This is a genomic window from Arthrobacter sp. 05N429 (assembly GCF_056397045.1).
The window spans coordinates 39,817-60,951 of the sequence record NZ_JBFTMQ010000003.1 but is presented as its reverse complement, the minus strand read 5'-3'; the positions used below and the strand labels follow the sequence as shown (position 1 = coordinate 60,951).

General features: G+C 68.2%; 22 protein-coding genes and 1 pseudogene. 13 read left to right on the top strand and 10 right to left on the bottom strand.

What is annotated here, in order from left to right; genetic code table 11:
- Positions 1 to 97: 97 nt before the first annotated feature.
- Positions 98 to 844, bottom strand: coding sequence for an SOS response-associated peptidase (locus AC1DF4_RS07245; protein WP_476912252.1), 747 nt, complete (start codon positions 842 to 844; stop codon positions 98 to 100).
- 251 nt (positions 845 to 1,095) lie between these two features.
- Here AC1DF4_RS07245 and AC1DF4_RS07240 point away from each other — a divergent pair, with 251 nt between their 5' ends.
- The 3 genes from AC1DF4_RS07240 to AC1DF4_RS07230 all read left to right on the top strand — a co-directional run bounded on the left by AC1DF4_RS07240 (position 1,096) and on the right by AC1DF4_RS07230 (position 3,229).
- Positions 1,096 to 1,353, top strand: coding sequence for a mycoredoxin (locus tag AC1DF4_RS07240; RefSeq protein WP_024367105.1), 258 nt, complete (start codon positions 1,096 to 1,098; stop codon positions 1,351 to 1,353).
- Between the two features lie 149 nt (positions 1,354 to 1,502).
- Positions 1,503 to 2,588, top strand: a complete 1,086-nt coding sequence (locus AC1DF4_RS07235) for an S-(hydroxymethyl)mycothiol dehydrogenase (RefSeq protein WP_476912251.1) — start codon at positions 1,503 to 1,505, stop codon at positions 2,586 to 2,588.
- Positions 2,585 to 3,229 carry an MBL fold metallo-hydrolase gene (locus AC1DF4_RS07230; protein ID WP_476912250.1) on the top strand — a complete coding sequence of 215 codons (645 nt, stop codon included), beginning with the start codon at positions 2,585 to 2,587 and terminating at the stop codon, positions 3,227 to 3,229. The genes AC1DF4_RS07235 and AC1DF4_RS07230 overlap by 4 nt, the downstream gene beginning before the upstream one ends.
- 69 nt (positions 3,230 to 3,298) lie before the next feature.
- On the opposite strand, the gene AC1DF4_RS07225 is transcribed toward AC1DF4_RS07230, so the two are convergent.
- On the bottom strand, positions 3,299 to 4,048 hold the full coding sequence (locus tag AC1DF4_RS07225; protein WP_476912519.1) for a lipoate--protein ligase family protein: 750 nt from the start codon (positions 4,046 to 4,048) through the stop codon (positions 3,299 to 3,301).
- Positions 4,049 to 4,064: 16 nt separating this feature from the next.
- On the opposite strand from AC1DF4_RS07225, the gene AC1DF4_RS07220 reads away from it, so the two are divergent.
- Positions 4,065 to 4,448 (top strand): DUF2177 family protein, encoded by a 384-nt coding sequence (locus AC1DF4_RS07220; protein WP_476912249.1) that lies wholly within the window; start codon positions 4,065 to 4,067, stop codon positions 4,446 to 4,448.
- 30 nt (positions 4,449 to 4,478) lie between these two features.
- On the opposite strand, the gene AC1DF4_RS07215 is transcribed toward AC1DF4_RS07220, so the two are convergent.
- A complete protein-coding gene (locus tag AC1DF4_RS07215; RefSeq protein WP_476912248.1) occupies positions 4,479 to 5,285 on the bottom strand; it encodes a thioesterase family protein in 807 nt (268 codons plus the stop codon).
- A gap of 107 nt (positions 5,286 to 5,392) precedes the next feature.
- Between AC1DF4_RS07215 and AC1DF4_RS07210 the strand changes: the two genes are divergently transcribed.
- The 7 genes from AC1DF4_RS07210 to AC1DF4_RS07180 all read left to right on the top strand — a co-directional run bounded on the left by AC1DF4_RS07210 (position 5,393) and on the right by AC1DF4_RS07180 (position 13,265).
- On the top strand, positions 5,393 to 6,373 hold the full coding sequence (locus AC1DF4_RS07210) for a phosphodiester glycosidase family protein (RefSeq protein ID WP_476912247.1): 981 nt from the start codon (positions 5,393 to 5,395) through the stop codon (positions 6,371 to 6,373).
- Between the two features lie 9 nt (positions 6,374 to 6,382).
- On the top strand, positions 6,383 to 7,459 hold the full coding sequence (locus AC1DF4_RS07205) for a GtrA family protein (protein ID WP_476912246.1): 1,077 nt from the start codon (positions 6,383 to 6,385) through the stop codon (positions 7,457 to 7,459).
- Between the two features lie 97 nt (positions 7,460 to 7,556).
- Positions 7,557 to 8,207: a DUF4956 domain-containing protein gene (locus AC1DF4_RS07200; RefSeq protein ID WP_476912245.1), complete on the top strand. Its 651-nt coding sequence runs from the start codon at positions 7,557 to 7,559 to the stop codon at positions 8,205 to 8,207.
- Positions 8,204 to 8,986: a polyphosphate polymerase domain-containing protein gene (locus tag AC1DF4_RS07195; protein ID WP_476912244.1), complete on the top strand. Its 783-nt coding sequence runs from the start codon at positions 8,204 to 8,206 to the stop codon at positions 8,984 to 8,986. Before AC1DF4_RS07200 ends, AC1DF4_RS07195 begins: the two co-directional genes overlap by 4 nt.
- A gap of 62 nt (positions 8,987 to 9,048) precedes the next feature.
- On the top strand, positions 9,049 to 10,668 hold the full coding sequence (locus AC1DF4_RS07190; RefSeq protein ID WP_476912243.1) for a carbohydrate-binding domain-containing protein: 1,620 nt from the start codon (positions 9,049 to 9,051) through the stop codon (positions 10,666 to 10,668).
- Positions 10,669 to 10,838: 170 nt separating this feature from the next.
- Positions 10,839 to 11,549, top strand: a complete 711-nt coding sequence (locus AC1DF4_RS07185) for an endonuclease/exonuclease/phosphatase family protein (protein ID WP_476912518.1) — start codon at positions 10,839 to 10,841, stop codon at positions 11,547 to 11,549.
- Between the two features lie 12 nt (positions 11,550 to 11,561).
- Complete coding sequence (locus AC1DF4_RS07180) at positions 11,562 to 13,265, top strand: SulP family inorganic anion transporter (RefSeq protein ID WP_476912242.1); 1,704 nt, start codon at positions 11,562 to 11,564, stop codon at positions 13,263 to 13,265.
- An 18-nt stretch (positions 13,266 to 13,283) separates the two neighbouring features.
- Here AC1DF4_RS07180 and AC1DF4_RS07175 read toward each other — a convergent pair whose 3' ends face one another.
- From AC1DF4_RS07175 to AC1DF4_RS07160, 4 genes and pseudogenes are all read right to left on the bottom strand, one after another.
- Complete coding sequence (locus AC1DF4_RS07175) at positions 13,284 to 13,496, bottom strand: YegP family protein (RefSeq protein WP_476912241.1); 213 nt, start codon at positions 13,494 to 13,496, stop codon at positions 13,284 to 13,286.
- A gap of 97 nt (positions 13,497 to 13,593) precedes the next feature.
- Complete coding sequence (locus AC1DF4_RS07170) at positions 13,594 to 15,285, bottom strand: DUF5671 domain-containing protein (RefSeq protein ID WP_476912240.1); 1,692 nt, start codon at positions 15,283 to 15,285, stop codon at positions 13,594 to 13,596.
- On the bottom strand, positions 15,282 to 15,815 hold the full coding sequence (locus tag AC1DF4_RS07165) for an LpqB family beta-propeller domain-containing protein (protein ID WP_476912239.1): 534 nt from the start codon (positions 15,813 to 15,815) through the stop codon (positions 15,282 to 15,284). Before AC1DF4_RS07165 ends, AC1DF4_RS07170 begins: the two co-directional genes overlap by 4 nt.
- Before the next feature lie 42 nt (positions 15,816 to 15,857).
- Positions 15,858 to 16,515, bottom strand: a pseudogene (locus tag AC1DF4_RS07160) (DedA family protein).
- A 138-nt stretch (positions 16,516 to 16,653) separates the two neighbouring features.
- On the opposite strand from AC1DF4_RS07160, the gene AC1DF4_RS07155 reads away from it, so the two are divergent.
- Complete coding sequence (locus AC1DF4_RS07155; RefSeq protein ID WP_476912238.1) at positions 16,654 to 18,111, top strand: DUF5129 domain-containing protein; 1,458 nt, start codon at positions 16,654 to 16,656, stop codon at positions 18,109 to 18,111.
- A 5-nt stretch (positions 18,112 to 18,116) separates the two neighbouring features.
- Here the strand turns inward: AC1DF4_RS07155 and AC1DF4_RS07150 are convergent, their stop codons facing one another.
- Positions 18,117 to 18,305 (bottom strand): DUF1918 domain-containing protein, encoded by a 189-nt coding sequence (locus tag AC1DF4_RS07150; RefSeq protein WP_476912237.1) that lies wholly within the window; start codon positions 18,303 to 18,305, stop codon positions 18,117 to 18,119.
- Positions 18,306 to 18,397: 92 nt separating this feature from the next.
- The gene (locus tag AC1DF4_RS07145) at positions 18,398 to 19,363 is read right to left on the bottom strand and encodes a serine hydrolase (protein ID WP_476912236.1); all 966 of its coding nucleotides are present in this window, start codon (positions 19,361 to 19,363) and stop codon (positions 18,398 to 18,400) included.
- Between the two features lie 397 nt (positions 19,364 to 19,760).
- On the opposite strand from AC1DF4_RS07145, the gene AC1DF4_RS07140 reads away from it, so the two are divergent.
- Complete coding sequence (locus tag AC1DF4_RS07140; RefSeq protein ID WP_476912235.1) at positions 19,761 to 20,348, top strand: dihydrofolate reductase family protein; 588 nt, start codon at positions 19,761 to 19,763, stop codon at positions 20,346 to 20,348.
- 58 nt (positions 20,349 to 20,406) lie between these two features.
- Here AC1DF4_RS07140 and AC1DF4_RS07135 read toward each other — a convergent pair whose 3' ends face one another.
- Positions 20,407 to 21,132, bottom strand: coding sequence for a hypothetical protein (locus tag AC1DF4_RS07135; RefSeq protein ID WP_476912234.1), 726 nt, complete (start codon positions 21,130 to 21,132; stop codon positions 20,407 to 20,409).
- Positions 21,133 to 21,135 lie beyond the last annotated feature (3 nt).

The following is a 21,135-nucleotide window of genomic DNA, read 5'->3' as shown; positions in this document are numbered from 1 at the left end:
GTTTTATCGCCCCGGCGATGTGTGCAACATTTTCCTGCGCCGTAAGAAGTTGGGGGTCCAAGACTGACCCGTCCGGACTACCGCCGCACCGGCGCGGCTAGAACAGGCTTCCCACCGGCTGGATGAGTTCCGGGGAGTCGTTCCTGACGTTCCCGACGGCGGTGCCGACGGCGTCGATCGTCCAGCCCTCCGCGACATGGTGTGCGCCGGCCCGGACCAGGTCCACGAGTCCGGCGGCGTCGTCGGCCTGCGGGTCCAGCCAGGACTGCATCGTTTCCCGGTCCATCGGCAGCGGCACCCGGTCGTGCAGGGCCGTGAGTTCAGCCAGCATTCCCCCGGCGTAGCCCTCCGGCGGCGAATCGGTGGTCATGATCGACGTCGAGAGCAGCCAGCGCGCAGGGTCGTCCTCGGCTTTGGACGGGTCCTTCCACCATTCGTAGAGCCCGGCGAAGACAATCGGGTGGCCGTCCCTCGGGTGCACGTAATACGGCTGTTTGCCGCGGCCCTCGCCTTTCCATTCGTAGTAGCCGTCGGCGGGGACGGCGCAGCGCCGGGCGCGGGTTGCCTTCCGGAACGCCGGCTTCTCCAGCACACTCTCGCTGCGGGCATTGATCATCTTCGAGCCGATCCCCGGGTCCTTGGCCCAGGACGGCACCAGCCCCCAGCGCGCGATGTGCAGCTGCCGGACCGGTTCGCCGTCGACCAGCCGTTCCAGCAGGATCGGCACATCCGCGGTCGGGGCCACATTCCACGACGGCGGAATCGCGACCTCCTCCTCCAGTCCGGCGTCGAACTCGGCCAGCAGGTCCCCGACGGCCCGGGCCATCACGTAGCGTCCACACATGGCACCAGCATGCCACCGCACCCATTCTGTGTCATCCGCGCGCCACAGGGGACCCAGGCTGAGCCCACGAAATCGCCGGAACGTTCCGGCGACCTCGCAGCTTTCCGGCGACTTCGCGCCGCGCGTAGCACCGGCGCCGCACTGTGCGGGAATAGGGGCCCCCGGGTTACGGTTATTGGGAGTAACGTACGACTTTTTGTCGCAACTGGCGCTGCCACCGCGCGCCGTCAACCAGCTTTAAGGAGAACTTCGTGGACTTCACCCCCGAATCCGGCACCATCACCATGTTTTCGACCACTTGGTGCGGCTACTGCAACCGCCTGAAGAAGCAGCTGGACGCCCAGGGCATCGGGTACACCGAGATTAACATCGAAGAAGTTGAAGGCACCGCAGATCTCGTGGAGAAGCTCAACGGTGGCAACCGCACCGTCCCCACCGTGCTGTTCCCGGATGGCACCGCGGCCACCAACCCCTCCGCGGCAGAGGTCAAGAGCCGCCTCGCGGCCTAAGGGCCTTTTATGAACCGATGACGACGACGGCGCGGCCACCTTAGGGGGCCGCGCCGGACTTCGTTGTGCGGCAAAGTTGTGTGCGGCAGAAGCCGTGCGACAAAGAGTCTTGCGGTGGGAACCGCGATCTGAGCAGAGGAGCTATTTCCATGGTCCATAAAGTCAAAGGCGTCGTAGCCCGCTCCAAGGGAGCCCCCGTCACCCTGGAGACCATCCTGGTCCCGGATCCCGGACCCGGCGAGGCCCTGGTGGACATCCTCACGTGCGGCGTCTGCCACACCGACCTGCACTACAAGCAGGGCGCCATCAACGATGACTTCCCGTTCCTGCTCGGCCACGAGGCCACCGGCGTCGTCAGCGCCGTAGGCCCGGACGTCACCGAGGTGGCCCCCGGCGACCGCGTGGTGCTCAACTGGCGTGCCGTCTGCGGCGAATGCCGCGCCTGCGCCAAGGGCCAGCCGCAGTACTGCTTCAACACGCACAACGCCACCCAAAAGATGACGCTCGAGGACGGCACCGAACTCTCCGCTGCCCTCGGCATCGGCGCCTTCGCCGAGAAGACCCTCGTCGCCGCCGGGCAGTGCACCAAGGTTGATCCCGAGGCGGATCCCGCTGCGATCGGCCTGCTCGGCTGCGGCGTGATGGCAGGCATCGGCGCCGCCATCAACACCGGAAACGTCAAGCGCGGCGATTCCGTCGCCGTCATCGGCTGCGGCGGCGTGGGCGTGGCGGCCGTCGCCGGCGCCGCGCTCGCAGGCGCCACCACGGTGATCGCCGTCGACATCGACCCGAAGAAGCTCGACCGCGCCAAGGACCTCGGCGCCACCCACACAGTGGACTCCTCCGCCGTCGACCCGGTCGAGGCGATCCGCGAACTCACCGGCGGCTTCGGCGCCGACGTGGTGATCGACGCCGTCGGCCGCCCCGAAACGTACAAGCAGGCTTTCTACGCCCGCGACCTCGCCGGCACCGTGGTCCTGGTGGGCGTCCCGAGCCCCGAAATGACCCTGGACCTGCCGCTGCTGGATGTCTTCGGCCGCGGCGGCTCGCTCAAGTCCTCCTGGTACGGCGACTGCCTGCCCTCGCGGGACTTCCCCATGCTGATCGACCTGTACCGGCAGGGCAAGCTGGACCTGGACGCGTTCGTCACGGAGCGGATCACGATCGACCAGATCGAGGAAGCCTTCGACAAGATGCACTCCGGCTCGGTGCTGCGCTCCGTGGTGGAACTGTGAGCGGCCCCGTGGACAGTCTCCGGATCGACCGGCTGGTCACCTCGGGCACCTTTTCGCTCGACGGCGGCACCTGGGACGTCGACAACAACGTCTGGATCGTAGGCAACGACGCGGAATGCATCGTGATCGACCCGGCGCACGACGCCGACGCCATCGAGGCAGCCGTCGCCGGCCGGAAGGTCACCGCGATCCTGCTGACGCACGGTCACGATGACCACATCGCCGCAGTGGGCGCTTTCCGCGGGCGCGTCAACGCCCCGGTGTACCTCAACCGCGAGGACTGGATGCTGTGGGAGCGCGTGTTCCCGGGCACCGAACCGGACCACGCGATCGCGGACGGGGACACGTTCGACGTCGCCGGTGCCCGGCTCGTTGCGCTGCACACCCCGGGGCACTCCCCCGGATCCGTGAGCTTCTACCTGGCCAGCGAAGGCACCGTCTTCACCGGCGACACACTGTTCCAGGGCGGCCCGGGCGCCACCGGCCGGTCGTTCAGCGACTTCCCCACCATCATCGAGTCCATCAAGGGCCGGCTGCTGACGCTCCCGGCGGACACGGTGGTGCGGACCGGTCACGGCGACCCGACGACGGTGGGCGCCGAGGCGCCGCAGCTCGAGGAATGGATTGCCCGGGGACACTAGGCATCCGGCCGCGGGCATGGAGAAGGCCGGGCACCAGTGGTGCCCGGCCTTCTGCATGCCTGCGACCCTTCAGCCCAGCAGGCTGCCGAAGTCGCCGTGGTCCAGGGCGGCGTAGCGGGAGTACGTGTCGATCACGGCCGCCTCGATGGCGTCGACGTCCAGGTGCGGGACAAGGTCGTTGACGGCGCCCGCCGTGGCCGGATCCCAGTCCAGGCCCAGGGCCGTGTAGCTGGCCTCCAGCACCGCGCGGATCGGGGCCGAATTCTCCACCACGATCACCGAGCTGAACAGCCAGCCGCCGGCCACCACCCGCTGGGCCGTGCCGATCAGCTTGAGCTGGTGCTGCGGAAACTCCGGATCCTGGCCGTGGACACTGAATTCGCCGGGGCAGTACTCGCCGGGGATCTCCCCCACCGCGGCGTCGACGCCGGCGCTGCGCAGGGCGTGGGCCAGCAGTTCGCCGAAGAAGGAGAACCGTCCCTTGGCACCGGCGATCGCGTCCGTGTCCGGTTCCAGGTGATCGATCACGAGGGTCCCCTGGTGGTACGCGGCGGCGCGGCCCCCGGCCTTGCGGACCAGCGGCTCGAAGCCGAGGTCGCGGCAGGCCTGCGCCGCGGCGTCGAAGCCCGGCAGGTGCGTGTCCCGCTGCCCGAACGCCACGGTGGGTGCCGGCCGGTAGAGCCGGAGCATGGGACCCACCTCGCCGGTCTTGACCTTCCGCAGCAGCTCAAGGGCGAGGTCCAGGTCAGCGGCGGCGCCCAGGGATTCCCCCTGCCGGAAAATCGTCAGCGTCCGTGGTGCCACCGCAGCCTCCGGCATGTTGTTATGCTCCCTTATGGTCATCTTGCAGTTCCTCGTCGTAGCCGCCGCGTTCGCCGTCATCGATTCCGTCTGGCTCAAGTCGATGAGCAAGTTCTACCGGAACCATCTGGGGCACCTCATGGCGGACAAGCCCCATCTAGGGTACGCCGTCGCCTTCTACGTCCTGTACATCGCAGGCATCGTCTTCTTCGCCCTCCAGCCCGCGCTCGACGGCGGCAGCTGGCTCACGGCGCTCGGCTACGGCGCCGCGCTGGGCACCTTCGCCTATGCCACCTATGACCTCACGAACGCGGCGACCCTGAAGAACTGGCCGCTCGTCATCGTGGTGGCGGACATCGCCTGGGGCGCCGTGCTGACCGGCCTGGCCACCGTCGTCGGCTGGCTGGTCTTCCACTAGCCGGAGGGCCTGAAGGCGGCCGGCCGGGCGTCAGGACTTCCGGAGCGTCAGGATCTGCTCGGCGCGGCCAAACGGGCCCTGGAGGTCGTGCAGCACGGTCGAGGTCAGGCCGATCCCGTCCGTGCCGAAGGAGACCTCGTTGTCCAGGCCCAACCATTCCCCTTCGGGGCGCCGGTACATGTGGACCTGGAGGTCCAGGTTCGGGAAGGCGTAGCTGCCCTTGCCCGGCGGAACCCGGGCGGCGATCCCGTTGGCGGTGTCCACCAGGCCGATCAGCCGGGCCAGGTCGCTGCTGTCCTTCCTGTCCGTCAGCGGGTGTTCGGTGTGCAGCCAGACGGTCCCTGACCCGGCGCGGTGCCCCTCGGCAATCCGCATCTCCAGGGACGCGATGTAGCCGCCCGGCCAGATGCTCGAGGCGTCGTATGGTTTACAGTCCTCCGGCGCGGGAATCCTCGGGTCCTCGAAGGCGGCGACGGCGGTGGTGTCGGACATGATCATCCGCCAGGCCGTCGCGCGGATGGCGACCCGCCCCTCGGCTACCAGCTCGGCCTGCACCAGCTCGATCGTCCGGCCGGGCCGGAGTGTGGTGGTGGTGACCTCGAACTCGCCGCCGGGGATCAGCCCGAGGATCTCGTAGCTCAGGCGTGCCATCCGCATGTCGTCCCGCGGTTCGTGCCGGTCCAGGCAGTCCGCCATGATGCCGGACGCCGGCGCCATGTGCTGCTCGTGCTCGTTCCAGGCGCCCTGGGCGTGGAGGGTGGAGCGGAAGCGCCCCTCCCCCAAAACCTCGTAGTAGAAATCGCCCTCGGCAAGCTCCGGTAGTTCAGCAGTCGTCAATGTCTGCCCTTTCGCGTGGCTGGTAATCCCAGAACACACTATCGCTTCACAGCTCCCGCTATAGCCCGTCTCATGGCCGGTATAGGTCCGGTGCCTAGAAATGGTGCATGACTTCAGACAACAACCCACCACGTAAGGCGGGCGGCCGCGTGCGGCGCGCCGTGCTGGCCGGAACCCTGGCCCTGACCCTCTCGGCGGGAGGCGCCACCGCCTGGGCGCTGGACCGCTTCGTCATCGAACATGTCGAAATCTCCGACGTCGCGGCCTACGAGGCAAGCCAGGGCGTAACGTCCGGCACCGCGTCCACCGCTGATTCCGCCACGGATTCAACAGCGCAAACCACGGACAGCTCGTACACCTCGGACGGTGCCACCATCAACATCTCCTCCGTCGCCACCGGCAGCGGGGACAGCACCGTCACGTACTACGTGGCCGACGTCGTCCTGACGGACGCCACCGTGCTGCAGTCTGCCTTTGCCAACAACAGCTTCGGCGAAAACATCACCGAGACCACCTCGGACACCGCGGCAGACCACAACGCCGTCTTCGCCATCAACGGCGACTACTACGGTTTCCGGGACACCGGGATCGTCATCCGCAACGGCGTCGTCTACCGCGATGAGGGCGCGCGGCAGGGCCTCGCGTTCTACCGGGACGGCACCGCGGAGGTCTACGACGAGACCACCACCACGGCCGCGCAGCTCGTGGCCGACGGCGTCTGGAACACGCTCTCCTTCGGGCCGGCCGTGCTGCAGGACGGCGACGTGGTGGACGGCATCGAGGACATCGAGGTGGACACCAACGTCGGCAACCATTCCATCCAGGGAGAGCAGCCCCGCACCGCCGTCGGGATCCTCGGGACCAACCACCTTGTGTTCGTTGTCGTCGACGGCCGGAGCCCCGGCTACAGCGCGGGCGTCACCATGACGGGGCTGGCGGGGATCATGCAGGACCTCGGCGCCACCACCGCGTACAACCTCGACGGCGGCGGGTCCTCCACCATGTACTTCAACGGCGGACTGGTCAACAACCCGCTGGGCCAGACCAAGGAACGCGGCACCTCCGACATCCTCTACATCGGACAATGAGGCGGAGCCATGATCATCCTGATACCGGCCTACGAACCGGACGGACACCTGCTCCGCCTCATCGGTTCCGTCGCCGCCGCGGACCCCCGGCTCACCATCGTGGTGGTCGATGACGGCAGCGGGCCGGACTATCGGCAGGTGTTCGACGGCGCCGCCCGGCTGGGGTGCACCGTCATTGGCTATCCGGACAATCGGGGCAAGGGACACGCGCTGAAGGCGGGCTTCGCCTTCATCGCGGACAACTTCCCGGGCCAGGACGTGGTCTGCGCGGACAGCGACGGCCAGCACCGGGTGGAGGACATCCTCCGGGTTGCCGGGCGGCTTCCGGCTGGATCAGACGCCATGATCCTTGGCAGCAGGACTTTCGGCGGCGGCGTCCCGGCCCGGAGCCGGATCGGCAACACGGCAACCCGGTGGCTGTTCCGGCTGGCAACCGGGGAAAACATCCCGGACACGCAGACCGGCCTCCGGGGCTACCCTGCGGCGATGCTCCCCTGGCTCGTGGGCGTCCCCGGCGAGCGCTACGAATATGAACTCAATCTCCTCCTCGAAGCCAAGCAGGCCGGTTGCCTGATCCGTACGGTGGGCATCGCCACCGTCTACCTGGACCACAATGCGGGTTCGCACTTCCGGCCCTTCGCCGACTCGGTGCGGATCTACGCGCCCCTGCTGAAGTTCCTGGCGTCATCCCTGGCCGCCTTCGTCATCGACACGGCAGCGTTCCTGGTACTCCTCGCCACCACCGGCTCGGTCCTCTTCGCTGTCGTCGCGGCGCGGGGCCTCAGCTCGGCGGTGAACTTCGCCGTCAACCGGCGTCTGGTGTTCCGGCACGGCAGGGACAGGGCGGCCGCCAGCACGGGCGCCCGCTATTTCGCCCTGGTCATCGCCCTCCTGGCCGCAAACGTCGCGCTGATGTCGGCGCTGGATTCGATAGCAGTGCCGGCCCTTCCCGCCAAGCTCATGGTGGAAGCGGCGTTGCTCGCCGTCAGCTACTCCGTGCAGCAGAGGTTCCTCTTCACCCGGGAACCGGCGGCCGATGCCGGCTCTACCCCGGCGATGCCGCGGCCAGCGCGCGCCTTTCGATAGCCGCGACTCATATTCCAGCCATGGTCCCGCCACAGTCCCCGCACAGCCTGGCCGGGAATCGTAGAGACCAATCCACCCACTGATTCCGGAGTACCCCATGACACCCCTTCTTCTCATCGCCGCCGACCTGGCCGCCATCACCGTCCTGACGTTCGCCCTGTACCTGCGCCGGCACCGGCGCCGCGACCTCGTCGTCTCCTACCTCGGCATGAATGTCGGCGTCATGGCCGTGGCCGTTGCCCTCTCCGGCTCGGCCGCCGGCCTCGGCCTCGGGCTGGGCCTCTTCGGGGTCCTGTCCATCATCCGGCTCCGCTCCACCGAGCTGGCCCAGCACGAGGTGGCTTACTACTTCTCCGCCCTGGCCCTTGGCCTCATTGCGGGACTGGGGATCGAGCCCGTGTGGCTGCCGCTGGCCCTGATGGCCCTGATCCTCCTGGTGATGTTCGTGGGCGACCACCCACGGGTGCTGCCGGCCTACCGGCACCAGACAGTCATCCTGGACCGCGCCATCACCGGCGACGGCGACCTGTACGCCCGCCTCGAGGAGGTCCTCCACGGCACCGTCCACTCGGCCACCGTTCAGGAGCTGGACCTCGTCAACGACAAAACGATCGTTGACGTCCGCTATGCCTACAATCCGGCGGGCGCCGCGCACACGTTCTCCCCCGCAGCGGAAACCCGCAGCGCCGACTCCCACGGGGCCCTGTCCCGGCCGGAGCTGGCCAGTGCCACGGCAGGTGCGGCATGAACGCCGGCATCTCAGCGGGCCTCCGGCACCTGCCGGCCGTGGGGCTGGAGGAGCTGAACACCGCGGCGGCACTGCAGACCCGGGTGGACCGCAAGTACGTCATCCCCATCCTGCGGGCCGGGCAGCTTCTGGCCTCGCTTGACGCCGGCGTCCGCGTTCTTGAGATGGACGGACTGCGGACCTTCGAGTACGACTCCGTGTACTTCGATACACCCGAACGGGACAGCTACCTGCTGGCGGCCAGGGGCCGGCGTCGGCGGTTCAAGATCCGCACCAGGACCTACCTCGACAGCGCCGCCAGCTTCCTGGAGGTGAAGACCGAAGGCGGCCGCGAGGCCACCGTCAAGGAACGCATTCCGTATGGCTTGGCCGACCGGAGCCGGATCACCGCCGAGGGACTCGCCTACGTCAACGACACACTCACCGCCGCCGTCGGAGCGGTCCCGGCCGGACCGCTGGGCCCTGTCCTCGAAACCCGCTACCGGCGCACCACGCTGTTCCTCCCCGCATCCGGCAGCCGGGCCACCTTGGACGAGGCGGTCACCTGGCGGCGCCCGGGGCAGAAACCCTGGCTCCTGGACAGGTCCATGGTGCTCGAGACCAAGTCCGGCTCGACGGCCGGCCCGCTGGACCGGCATCTCTGGGCGAACGGCATCAGGCCCAGCCGCATCTCCAAGTTCGCCACCGGCATGGCCGCCCTGTGCCCGGAGCTGCCGGCCAACCGTTGGCACAGCACCCTGGGGCGAAGCCTCCACCTCACCCCTGCACCGAACGCCTGATCCCCAAGCTCTCCCTCCCGTAAGACATTTCCCCCGTCTTTTCGCAGAATAGGACCACTCCCATGAACAAGTTCCGCAGCTACTTCTCCGTCGCCGCGCTGGCGCTCGCCGTCTCACTGACCGGCTGTGCTGTGTCCGGAACCTCGGTCGCCGGAACCTCGGCGGGCGGCAGCTCCGTGGCGGGCAGCCCGGCCGCTGGCACCGCCGCGTCCACCGGCCAGGCCCTCACGGTTGCTTCGGTGGACGAGGACACCCACTTCGACGCCGACGACCTCACCTGGGAAGCCGCCGAGGAAGTGGCAGTCACCCTCGCGGACGGCGCCAGCACGGTGGCGGGCGGCTCGCCGTCGGAAGCTGTAAAGGTCGACGGCGGCACGGTCACCATCAGCGCGGCCGGCACGTACCGCCTCTCCGGCAGCCTGGCCGACGGCCAGGTGGTGGTCGCGGCCGGCGAGGAAGACGTGGTGCGGATCATCCTGGACGGGGTGAACCTCGGCAGTTCCACAGGTTCCCCGTTTGTGGTCGAGAGCGCCAACGAGGCGATCATCTACCTCGAGGACGGCACCACAAATGCACTCCAGGACGCGGCCGGCTACGCGGACCAGGGCGAGGACTCCCCCAACGCGGCGCTCTATTCCATGGCTGACCTGACCATCGCCGGCGCCGGCTCCTTGACGGTTGACGGCCGGTACAACGACGGGATCGTCTCCAAGGACGGCCTCGTGCTGGCCGCCGGCGACGTGACCGTGGACGCTGCGGACGACGGCATCCGGGGCAAGGACTACACCGTCCTCCTGGACGGCGCCTACTCCGTCACCGCCGGCGGGGACGGGGTGAAGTCGGACAACGAGACCGACGAGGGCCGCGGCTGGCTCCTGGTCAGCGGAGGCGCGCTGACGGTCTCGGCCGGGGACGACGGCGTCAAGGCCTTCAGCCAGCTGACCGTCACGGGCGGCACGGTCACCGTGGACAAATCCGAAGAAGGGCTCGAAGCCGCCCACATCGCCGTCAGCGGCGGCACCGTCACTGTCACCGCCAACGACGACGGCGTCAACGCGTCCGGGGGAAGTTCCGGCACGAGCGCCCAGACCGGCTCCCAGGCCGGCGGCCCAGGTGGCCCCGGCGGCGGGATGGGAGGCGGCATGGGAGGCGGGGAAACCGTCGGTGACTATTCCGTCGACATCAGCGGCGGCATCCTGACCATCAACTCCCAGGGCGACGGGCTGGACTCCAACGGCAACGCCACCATCTCCGGGGGCACCGTCGTCGTCAACGGCCCCAGCAACGACGGCAACGGCGCCCTGGACGTCAACGGCGAACTGGCAGTCACGGGCGGCACGGTCGCCGCAGCGGGCAGCGCTGGCATGGCGGTGACGCCGGGAACGACGTCGTCGCAGTCCGGGGTCCAGCTGAGCTTCGGCACGGCTGTTCCGGCCGGGACCACCATCCAGCTGGCAGACTCCGGCGGGAACGTCGTGGCCACCTTCGTCACGGCCAAGCGGACCGCGTCCCTCGTGTTCTCCTCGGCCGCGATCGCCACCGGCGAGGACTACACCGTCTACACCGGCGGGACGGCCAGCGTCACGGCCGGTCTGGGCGACGGAACGCTCGACGGCGGCCAGCAGCAGGGCACCGTGACCGCCGGCGAGTACACGGCGGCGCGTGGCCCCGGCGGCCGCTAGCACGCACGCGGGGGCCGCCCCGGCGGGGGCGGCCCCGGCTCAACCACCGGGCAACCCTTGATGCCGCGGTGCAGGCCTGCCCCCGGTCCCCCGGTCCCACACGATTCACGGGACTGGGTAGACTCGGAACCAGACTGTCCGCGACTATCCACCGAAGAGGTGTTCCCCTGATTCGAGTCATCAGCTACAACCTGCGTAAGCACCATGCCAGCGGTGAGCTGGTTGATCTGGCCCGCGATTTTGAGATTGATGCCTTGTGTCTGCAGGAGTGCGACACCAACGACCTGCCGGACACCATTGGTGATCTGCACCTTGCCGATGCCACCAAGGGCAACCGGCTCGGCCTGGCGATCTACTATCGGATGGACCGGTTCAGGGCCTTCGAAACAAAGACCTTCGCACTGAAGAAGTCACTGCATGACCGCGTCCTGTCCCCCGCCCACGAGCGGCTTATCGGCACCCGGGTGATCGACAACGAGACGGACCACGACCTCGTCATCGCCTCGTTCCACGCGGCCCCGCTGACGGCTTCGAACTCGCTGCGGCGGAACCAGATCCACGCCGCGCACGCGGAGCTGCTGAGCATGGGCGGCGGCCTGATGTCGCTGATGGTGGGCGACTTCAACTATCCGTTCTTCACCAAGAACCTCACGGAACAGATGAAGGACGCCGGCTACGACCTGACGCTCAGCGACCGGCGGACCTACACGCGGTACAAGGTGTTCAAGGGCCACTTTGACTTCGCAACGTCCCAGGGCCTCAACATCGAGAGTGTCGAAACCCTTCCGCGCGGGGCATCGGACCACCTCCCGATCCTCATTTCGGCGGAGTACGGCCAGGACGCTCCGCTGGCCGACGGCTCCGCGTACCCTGCCGCGTAGCCAGGGTCCACCGTGAGAGGCGCTCGGGCACTGAAACTCCCGCCGGGCCTCATAATGGTGCGGGACTATGAGCGTCCCTGGCTGAAATCCGATCTGGCCGCCGGCGCAGCCCTCAGCGCGTTCCTCATTCCGGCCGGCATGGCATATGCCGAGGCAGCCGGGCTTCCGGCCGTCACTGGACTTTACGCCTCGATCATCCCCCTGCTTGCCTATGCCGTGTTGGGACCCTCCCGGGTCCTGATCATAGGTCCCGACTCAAGCCTGGCCCCCATGATCGCGGCCGCCATCCTGCCTCTGGCCGCCACGGAACCGGATCACGCCGTGGCCCTGGCCGGCGTGCTGGCAATCATGATCGGCGGGCTGCTGCTGGCCGGCAGGGTCTTCAAACTGGGTTTCGTGACGGGGCTGCTGTCCAAACCCATCCGAGTTGGCTACCTCAACGGAATCGCCCTGGTCATCATGTTGAGCCAGCTGCCCAAGCTGCTCGGCATCACGGGAACCGGCGGCTCACTGGTCGGCACCGCTGCCGGCACCGCCCAGGCGGTGGCCCAGGGCGCCATCAATCCGCTCGCTCTGCTGTTCGGCGCCGGCACCATCGCCGTGATCGTCGGGTGCCGCTTCCTGCCGTGGAAGCTCCCCGGCGTCCTGATCGCCGTCGTCGCAGCCACGGCGCTGACGGCGGCACTGGACCTGACGACGGCGCTCCCCACCGTGGGTTCCCTACCCCGCGGCCTGCCGTCCCCCGCCCTCGGCGGAATCAGCCTGGACGACGTCATTGCCTTGCTCGGCCCGGCGGCCGGCATCGCCCTGATCGCCTTCGCCGACACGTCGGTCCTGTCGAAAAGCTTCGCCGCGCGGAGCGGAGTCCAGGTCGACGGGAACCAGGAAATGGGTGCCCTCGGCGTGGCGAACGTGGCCAGCGGCCTCTTTGGCGGCTTTCCGATTTCCGGCAGCGCCTCGCGGACCCCTATCGCCCTCGCAGCCGGTGCCAAGAGCCCCCTGAGCGGAGCCGTTGCCGCCGCCCTGGTGGCGCTGTTCATGATCGTGGCGCCCGGGGTGACAGCGTTCCTGCCCTCCAGTGTGCTGGCCGGCGTCGTGATGGTGGCCGCAGCGTCGATCCTCGACCTGAAGACGTTCCGCCGGCTGCTCAGGATGAGCCGGACCGAGGCCGCCCTGCTGGCCGCGACTTTCCTGGGCGTCGCCTTTGTGGGGGTGCTCGAAGGCATCGTGGTCGCGATCGGCCTGTCCCTGATCGCTTTTGTGCTGCGCGCCCTGGACCCCTACCGCACCGAGTTGGGCAGCGTGGGAGACGTACCCGGCTACCACGACCTGGGCCGGCACCCCGAAGGCCACCGTATTCCCGGACTCGTGATCGCACGCTTCGACGCCCCGCTGTTCTTTGCCAACGGCGCCGTCTTTACCGAACACATCAGGACGCTCGTGGACAACGCGCCGGCTCCGGCTCGGTGGGTGATCGTGGCGTCGGAGGCCATCACCGGCTTGGACACCACCGCGCTGGATGACCTAGTGGCGCTCGACGACGAGCTCGCGAAGCGCGGGATCAGCCTGGTCTTCGCAGAGATGAAGGGTCCCATCAAGGACCGCCTGATCCGGTTTGGCGTGAGCAGCCGGTTTGGGCCGGACCACTTCTTCCCGACAGTGACCAACGCGGTGCGGAGCTACAAAAGAATCTTCGGCCTGGACCAGCAGGACTAAGGCCGGCCGGAGCTGTGCCTAGCCGGCAACACCGGAGATGCTGCCGGGTGCCTCTTCGGTGAGGTCGACGACGTCGCCGGCTGCGTTCTTCTTGACCGATTCGACCCCGCCCATGGCGCTGGCCTTCGATTTGTAGCTTTGCGAGGAAGCGATCACTTCGCCGTTGGCGGCCTTGAGCCGGAAGCGGAAGCCGCCGGACTTGTCCTTGTAGACTTCAAATTTTCCCGCCATTTTGCACCCCTGATGTAGCGTCGGTGGAGCCGGCCGGGTGGGCCGTTAGCCACAATCTACCGCTGCGGGACCGGCCTGACCAGTGGGTCCGGGGCCCTCAGCCCAGCAGCGGAATCACGTCGATCCTGCCGCCCGGGCCGACCGTCACGAGCACGCGTCTTCCGGTCACGCCCTCGAGTTCCCCGGCCAGCAGAACAGCCAGCTGGCCGGCGTCGGCAACGGCACCCGCGACGGCATCCGGGCCCGCACCGGCGTCGACCCGGCGCCAGACAGTCACACCTGCCCCGGTCACATCCTCAATGACCCGTTGCAGCGGAGCCGGGTCGGAGCCGGTCACCAGGATGACGTGCCCGACGGTGCGTTTCCGGGCAGTCCCCGCCGCCGCGAGGAGGGCACGCTCGCGGCGCCACACCGCGAAGTGGTACCCGGCGACGAGCCCGGTGGCCACGAGCAACCCGAGTGGGGCACGGATCCTTTCCACCAGGCTGCCGCCCGACAGGTCGCCCAGGAAGTACTCGAACACCCGGAACCCGATAACCAGGAGGGTGATGACTGCAACCACGGCGCTGAGGCCGAACACCACAATCAGGTAAACCCGCCGGGCGTTCAGCCAGTCTCCGGAATGGCCGGCGGCACGGGCGTCCGCCGCGGAGATCCGGTCGAGCGGTTTCCAGGTGAGCCACCAGACCGGGCCTCCGACCAGGAGCGAACTGATGCCGCCGAGCAGGAGCGTGCGTGCCCCGGACCCTGCCAGCGGGGTGGCCGCCATGGCGAGCGTGGCGTTGACGATCACGCCGATTCCGGACGCTGCGGCAACCAGGGCGACGCCCGAGGTCACCAGCCGGCTACCCTGTCGGAGGGTCTCCGAACTCCCGCGCGCCAGTCCGCGGTGGTACACCCAGACGAGTGAGCCGATGGCGGCGGCGGCCACCGCGGGTGCCAGGGGTTCAAGCAGCAGCTCCATCGATTCGATGCGGTCGAATGCGAGCCGGAGCAGGACGAACAACGCAACGCCGGCGCCTCCCAGGGTCAGCACTCCGGCGCCCAGCACTCCGACGGCGATGAGGGCGATGCCGGCGAATCCGGTGCGCAGCAGCCGGCCGCCGTCGTGCTTCCAGTGGAACCACCAGACCAGGCAGCCGCCCCCGGCCCAGACAAGGTACTGCAGCGCGGACACCCCCCACGGCTTCCCCACCATTGCGGCCGCCGTGGCCCCGCGGAGGGCTGCATCCAGCAGGGTGGACAGGGCGCCGACTGCGCCACTGACGCCCATCACCAGCCCGATGTAGGTGCCCAACACGGTGGGGACGTCAACCAGGTCCAGCGGCCGCTTGCGGGGATGCCGCGACATCCACCGGTGCCAGAGCCAGACGGCGGCCCAGACGAGCCCGGCGGCCAGGGACGGGCGCCACCGCAGCGACCGGCCGCCGATCAGCGTGGTCAGCGTACTGAGCAGGTTGCTCGCCGCCAGAATCAGGGAAAGCACGTACATGCCGGTCACGTAGAGGCCCCAGCCGACGGAAGCCCGCTCTGTGTCGTCGCCGAGGCGCCGCCAGACAACCCACCATAGGAGCGCGGCGAGGGGTCCGCCGATCAGGGCGAAGGCCAGCGAACGCGCCAGCCCGGCCACATCCGCCGTCGCCAGTTCGGTACCCGCCACGAGGAGCCTCTGCAGCAGCCCACTGAGTCCGACGGCGGCGACCACCACCAGGGCGAAGAGCAGCAGGTACGTGATCAGCCGGCGGACGGTCCGCTGGGCCGAACCCACAGCCGAGTCGGCGCTCATCATTTCACCGCCGGGTCAGGGCACACCGTCAGTTGCCAGGGCGCGTTCTCGATCAGCCACTTGTCGCCTGTCTTGACCAGGTCAAAGACGTCCTCGATCTGGTACTCGGCGTTCCCGAACGGCCCGCCACCCTCGGAGACGGTGATCAGCACCTTGACGTCGGCGGTGGCCGGCCGCTCGGTCGTTGAAACGAGGGTGACGCGGAGGTTGTCCCCGGGCATCCGCTCCACGGTGTTGCAGCGGTTCTTGACGGAGTCAGTCAGGTAGGCGGCCGCGGCCGCCTCGTCCCCGGCGATGACGGCGGCAGAGTACCGCTGGACCACTCCGGCGGGGGTGGCCTCGTCCACGGGGACGGGCCCGCCGCGGGTGAAGACGACAATGAGGGCGACGACCACCAGGACGGCGATGGCGGCGAGGATGGCGAGCAGGGTCCGGTCCGGCCGGTGATGTTCTGTTGCCGGGCCCGGTGCAGGAGCCGGACCCGCGGCCGGTTCTGGCTGGTTCGGCTCGGGTTCCTTCGCCGCTGGGCTCATGCCGCCAGTATGTAGCAGGCGGGGCCCTCCGTCACGGTGCCTTTAGGCCCCATTCGGCCCTGACCTGCTGTTTCGCCGCCGCCGGAGGCCCCGCACGATAAGCGAGCCGACGACGATTGCCAGGGCCGCATAGACGGCATAGTTGAGGAAACGCGAGTACTCGTCGATGAGCCGGTACTGTGCACCGAGCAGGGCGCCGAGGCCGATCAGCAGCCCGTTCCAGATGACGCTTCCCGCGATCGTGAACGCGCTGAACGTGCCGAGGTGCATCCGCTCGGCTCCGGCGGGCAGCGAGATCAGGCTGCGCACACCCGGAAGCAGCCTGCCGAAGAAAATGGCAGACCTGCCGTGGCGCCGGAACCAGTCGGCGGCCTTCTCAAAGTCTTCGCGGTCCATGAGCGGAAGCCTGGACAGCCACCGGATCGACCGCTCGAGCCCCAGCCGGGCTCCGAGCCAATAGAGCAGCAGCGCGCCCGCGTAGGCGCCCAGTGTGCTGGTGACAAAGGACGAGTGCCATGTTCATGGTCCCCTGGCGCGTGAGGAAACCGGCCAGGGGAAGGATCACCTCGCTGGGGATGGGTGGAAAGACCGTCTCCGCCAGGGTGAAGAGCCCCACGCCCCACTCGCCGAGCGCGTCGACGGCCTGCGCCGCGAAACCGACCAGACCGCCCAGTTCGTCGACCGGAGTGGCGGGTGTCATGGCTGCCCCGGCCGTTCAGTTTCCTCGGACACTGCCGCATTCCCTTTCACGTCGGACCTGGCCAGCCTAGCCGAAACGGCACCGCGGGGACCGCGCGCGTCCGTCGACGCCGCCCGCGGCAAGCACTACGCTCAGGAAATGGGAATCGTGCGGAAAGTCCTCGGTGTCCTCCTGCTGGTGGTGACCGGGCTGGTGGGTTTGGGGCCGGCGGCGCTGGCCGTCACGCCGGTCGACGTCGTCGTGGAGGACCGGGCGGGGGTGCTGGATCAAAACACGCTTCTGCCCGCCGTCCGGGCGATCGAGTTTTACCAGCCCACCAAGGTGGCCGTTTATACCTACAACGGCTCGGCCTCGGACAACCTCAACGAGGAGGTCCTGCGGTTTGCCCGCGCCGAGCGCCCGGAGTGGATCAGCGCGGACGGGCAGAAATGGGCGGACGGGCTCTTCATCTTTGCCCTGGACCCGGTGGGCCGGCATGTGGGGACGTACATGGGTGAGGACCGGAAGGTCTCGCCCGGACAGCGCGAGGACATCCAGGATGCCTCCAAGGAACTCCTCCGTGATGCCCAGTGGACGGACGGCACCATCGCCGGGATCCAGCGCGGGGCGGAGCTGATCAACCAGCCGTGGTACCGGTCCACGGCTTTCCTCGTCGCTGCCTGGACCACCGTGGTTGCCGCCGTCGCGGGCGCAGCCACCTGGCTGATCGTGCGCTGGCGGACCCGGGTCAGCAGCCGTAAGGAGCTGGCCCGCGGCGACGCCAGCTATGCCAACGTCAGCATGGATCTGCAGGTCACGGAACTGAACGCGAGCACCATCCCGGACGCCTCCCGCTACGGCAGCACGGTGCTGGAGAAGCACAGGACCTTCATGACGAAGTACAACACCGCCACCGGCCTTTCCAACCAGGTCCATGCCCTGTCGCCGAAAGGCCTCAGCAGGCGGCCAAACCTGAAGCTTCTCCGGAGCTACGCCGACGCCGCCGCCGAACTGGATGCCCTCGACGACGTCATCTCGGACACCAACGCCCTGCTCAACCGCGGCTCCGCCTGGGCGCCCGCCTGGGACCGGCAGCTGGCCCCCTTCCGCGCCGACCTGGCCGGGATCGAACAGATGCTCATCAAGCGCAACGCCGAGGGCGACTCCGCATCCGCGGCGGCGCTGCGCTCGTTCCGGGACGAAAGCCACCGGGAGCTCGAACGGTGGACCTCGGAACTCTCGGACGGAACGATCACTCCCGAGACGGCCCTGGACCGGCTGCGGGACGCGCGCACCCATTTGTCCGAGTTGCTCAAGAACCATGCCGATACCGTCATCGAGGGTTACGCCAAAAACGAAAAGGAAGCCCGGCTCATGCGCCAGGAAATGGAGAGCGCGCAGGCCGGAAGCAAGGCCAAGTATGGGCGCGCGTACGAGCCCAGCATCCTGGGCACCGTTTACCCCGCGTACTACTTCTTCTCCGTACCCACCTTCAACTCCGGATTCACCACCGGCGTCAGCAGTGTCAGCAGCGCCCGGGGCGGCGGTAGCAGCACCACCGGTTACGGGGGCAGCGGCGGGAGCTTCTCCGGCTCCGGCAGCTCATCGAGTTTCTAGCGGGGTCAGGTCTTGCCGTGTTCGACGACGAAATCACCGCCCGGGAACAGGATGGTCTCGTGGCCGTCGTCGAACCTGACGTGATACGGCGGGGCTCCGTCAGCGCCCTTGACCTCCAGGATTTCTCCGTGCCGGTCCGATGATTCCACCGTGGTGCCACGGATGATGATGCGGTCTCCCTGTGCTGCCTTCATGGCATTCACCTCCGTACTCCAGCCTACGATTCTGTGTCCTTTAGGGGAACGGGCCCTTTAGTGAACGGCCCGTTTGGGAAGCGGATGCTTCGTCAAAAGACCCCGGCGGCGACCTTGCCGGTGAGCTGCTGGATGACACGGCTCCGTGCCGCCATGTCCGACATGTCCCGGCCCAGGGTGTAGACCACAAACACGACGGCCCGCTCCCCCTGCACAAGGATGCTCGCGTCGTGGAGATTGCCGTTGAGCAGACCGTACTTATGGAAGACGTTGACCCCCGGGGGCGCGGCGGCCGGGATCAGCGTCTCGTAATTGGTGTTCTGCATGTAGGACAGCAACTGGGCGGTGTTCGCGGCGTTGAGCAGCCGGCCGCTGTACAGCCCGGAGAGGGTCTTCGCCATCTCTGCTGGAGTCAGGCCGTTCACTGTCCGGTCATAGGGGATGCCCAGCGAGGCCGCATAGTCGGTCAGTCCCTTGTGGCCGACGGCGGCCAGGATCAGCGCCCAAGATTCGTTGTTGCTTTGCTGGATCATCTGCCGGATCTGTTGGCCCGCGGTGGACGCCCCCATCCGGGCCGTCAGCGACGCTTTGCCGGTTTCCACCATATGGTAGTAGGCCTCTGCGGCGAGGACTTTCCCGGTACTGGCGGCCACAAACTTGGTCTTCACCCCGTACTCGTGTACCTCCCCATCGCTGAGATCGATAAGGGCCACTCCCACCCGGTAAGCGCTGTTGGCTTGGATGACCGCGTTAATTTCCGCGTCGAGCGCCGGTCCGATGAAGCTCTTGGGAGGAACGACGGCGGCGGGCGTCGGGGACGGCGTCGAATCCGGCGGTGACGGTGACGCTGCCGACGGCGCCCCGCCGGTGGCGGACCGTGCGTCGGCCGCTCCAGCGGCACCCGCAGTGGCGGATTCGGTCGCTGCCTGCGGAGCGCCGGCGTCGACCGATACCCGGGACTGGACGGTGGCGTAAACGCCCACGGCCGAGATCAGGGCGAGGACCGTCACCAGCACGATCAGGAACTGTGGGCGGATCCCGCCAAGGCGCCGGAGCACACGCTGCCCCGCACCCTCGGTGGTCTCATGTGTGTGTCGGCCGCTGCTGTAATGCCGGCCTGGCCCCCAGGAATCCACCCGGCCTCACCGCCGGCACATCGGGGGCAGCGCAAAGTGCGTAAGCGCCACAGGCAGGTTCGCAGGCATACTCTTCCTTCGAAAGTAAAGAACCGCGGTGCGGCTATAAATCTAATGCATTCTGCCCCGGGCACGGCCTGAACGCAAGGTTCGGTGCCCGGAGGGCGTCTGTGTCAGCCGATGCCATTTGCCCCGCGTCCGACGCAGGGATGGCCAATCCGGCAATATGCTGCCGCCCGGCCTCGGGCAGTATCCCCCCGCCGCGTCCGCGCCCGGCGTCGTACGCTGGAACCCCTGCAGCCCATTGAAGGAGCCCGCGATGCGCAAGGTCATTCTGATGATGCAAGTGTCCCTGGACGGATTCATCGAGGGCCCGGACCAGGACCTGAGCTGGCATCGGGTCGATGAGGAACTGCACACCCACTTCAACGACTTGCTCCGGACGATGGGCGGCTTTCTGGACGGCCGGGTCACCTACGAGATGATGGCCGAGTATTGGCCGACGGCGGACCAGGACCCCTCGAACTCTGCCCCCGAGAGCGAGTTCGCCGGAATCTGGCGGGACATGCCCAAGATCGTCTACTCCGGGACCCTTGCGAAGGCCGGCTGGAATACCGAGGTGGTGGGCGACGTGGTCGTCGAGGACGTCGTGAAACTCAAGGACCAGCCCGGCGGCGACCTCGCACTGGGCGGCGCCAACCTTTCGGCGGCGTTCAGGCGGCTCGGCCTGATCGACGAGTACCGGATCTACGTCCATCCGGTTCTGATTGGTCGCGGCACCCCCCTTTTCAAGGAGACGGATGCCCTGACGTCGCTCCGGCTGCTGGAGAGCCGCACCTTCGGGAACGGCGTAGTTCTGCTGCGGTACGCGGCCGAGCCGGACACCGCGCACGCAAAAGACCGGTGATCCGCTGCCCCCAAGGCAACCGATCGACCGGTCTTCTGCGTGCTGTTTGCGGTACTGCTTAGCCGGCGCGGACGAACGTCACGGGACCGGTGGCGGTCAGCCAGGACAGCGGGTGCGCCATGGTGGCGTTGACGCCGTTCATGCCGCCGCTGATTGCCTGGCCGTTGCCGGCGTAGATGGCAACGTGGCCGGACTGGACGATGATGTCACCTGGCTGCGGAGTGGCTACGACCTGGCCGTACTTCAGGAAGGCCGTCGGGCCGATGTTGCCGACCGGGATGCCGGCAGCGTTCAGGGCCTTCTCCACCATGGCGGTGCAGTCCTGGGTGATGCCGATCTGGCCGTATGCCATGGACAGCAGTGTGGCGTTGACTCCACCTGCTGCCGGGGCAGCGGCGGGGGCGGGGGTCGACTGGACCTTCACCGTCGCCTTGGCGGCGGGAGCGGCGGGGGCCGGTGCTGCCGGGGCCTTCGGAGCGGCCGCGGGCTTGGGGGCCTCGACCACGGGGGCCGGTGCCGTTTCAACGGCGGGGCGCTCGAAAGTGATCTGGACAGCGGAGTCCGCCATGACCGGTGCACCGACCTGGCCCTTGACGTCAACGGACGACGCCGGGGCGGCGCCGCGCTCGGCCGGCGCATCGGCTGCGTTGGCGGCCATGGCGCCGCTAAGCACCATTCCGGAAGCGGCGACGAGAACTGCGGCCTGGCGGCCGATGGTCCCGGCGGTACGGCGTTTGCTGCGAAGATCGGCGCGCTTGGGCGCATGGGTATTGCTGAAAGTCATTAA

Bases quoted from the DNA above. Each gene is read 5' to 3' on its own strand.
- AC1DF4_RS07195 (WP_476912244.1), top strand. From the start codon at position 8,204: ATGAACGCCGGCATCTCAGCGGGCCTCCGGCACCTGCCGGCCGTGGGG.
- AC1DF4_RS07155 (WP_476912238.1), top strand. From the start codon at position 16,654: ATGGGAATCGTGCGGAAAGTCCTCGGTGTCCTCCTGCTGGTGGTGACC.
- AC1DF4_RS07210 (WP_476912247.1), top strand. From the start codon at position 5,393: ATGACTTCAGACAACAACCCACCACGTAAGGCGGGCGGCCGCGTGCGG.
- AC1DF4_RS07245 (WP_476912252.1), bottom strand. From the start codon at position 844: ATGTGTGGACGCTACGTGATGGCCCGGGCCGTCGGGGACCTGCTGGCC.
- AC1DF4_RS07220 (WP_476912249.1), top strand. From the start codon at position 4,065: ATGGTCATCTTGCAGTTCCTCGTCGTAGCCGCCGCGTTCGCCGTCATC.
- AC1DF4_RS07135 (WP_476912234.1), bottom strand. From the start codon at position 21,132: ATGACTTTCAGCAATACCCATGCGCCCAAGCGCGCCGATCTTCGCAGC.
- AC1DF4_RS07165 (WP_476912239.1), bottom strand. From the start codon at position 15,815: ATGAGCCCAGCGGCGAAGGAACCCGAGCCGAACCAGCCAGAACCGGCC.
- AC1DF4_RS07225 (WP_476912519.1), bottom strand. From the start codon at position 4,048: ATGCCGGAGGCTGCGGTGGCACCACGGACGCTGACGATTTTCCGGCAG.
- AC1DF4_RS07170 (WP_476912240.1), bottom strand. From the start codon at position 15,285: ATGATGAGCGCCGACTCGGCTGTGGGTTCGGCCCAGCGGACCGTCCGC.
- AC1DF4_RS07175 (WP_476912241.1), bottom strand. From the start codon at position 13,496: ATGGCGGGAAAATTTGAAGTCTACAAGGACAAGTCCGGCGGCTTCCGC.
- AC1DF4_RS07190 (WP_476912243.1), top strand. From the start codon at position 9,049: ATGAACAAGTTCCGCAGCTACTTCTCCGTCGCCGCGCTGGCGCTCGCC.
- AC1DF4_RS07205 (WP_476912246.1), top strand. From the start codon at position 6,383: ATGATCATCCTGATACCGGCCTACGAACCGGACGGACACCTGCTCCGC.
- AC1DF4_RS07235 (WP_476912251.1), top strand. From the start codon at position 1,503: ATGGTCCATAAAGTCAAAGGCGTCGTAGCCCGCTCCAAGGGAGCCCCC.
- AC1DF4_RS07200 (WP_476912245.1), top strand. From the start codon at position 7,557: ATGACACCCCTTCTTCTCATCGCCGCCGACCTGGCCGCCATCACCGTC.
- AC1DF4_RS07140 (WP_476912235.1), top strand. From the start codon at position 19,761: ATGCGCAAGGTCATTCTGATGATGCAAGTGTCCCTGGACGGATTCATC.
- AC1DF4_RS07150 (WP_476912237.1), bottom strand. From the start codon at position 18,305: ATGAAGGCAGCACAGGGAGACCGCATCATCATCCGTGGCACCACGGTG.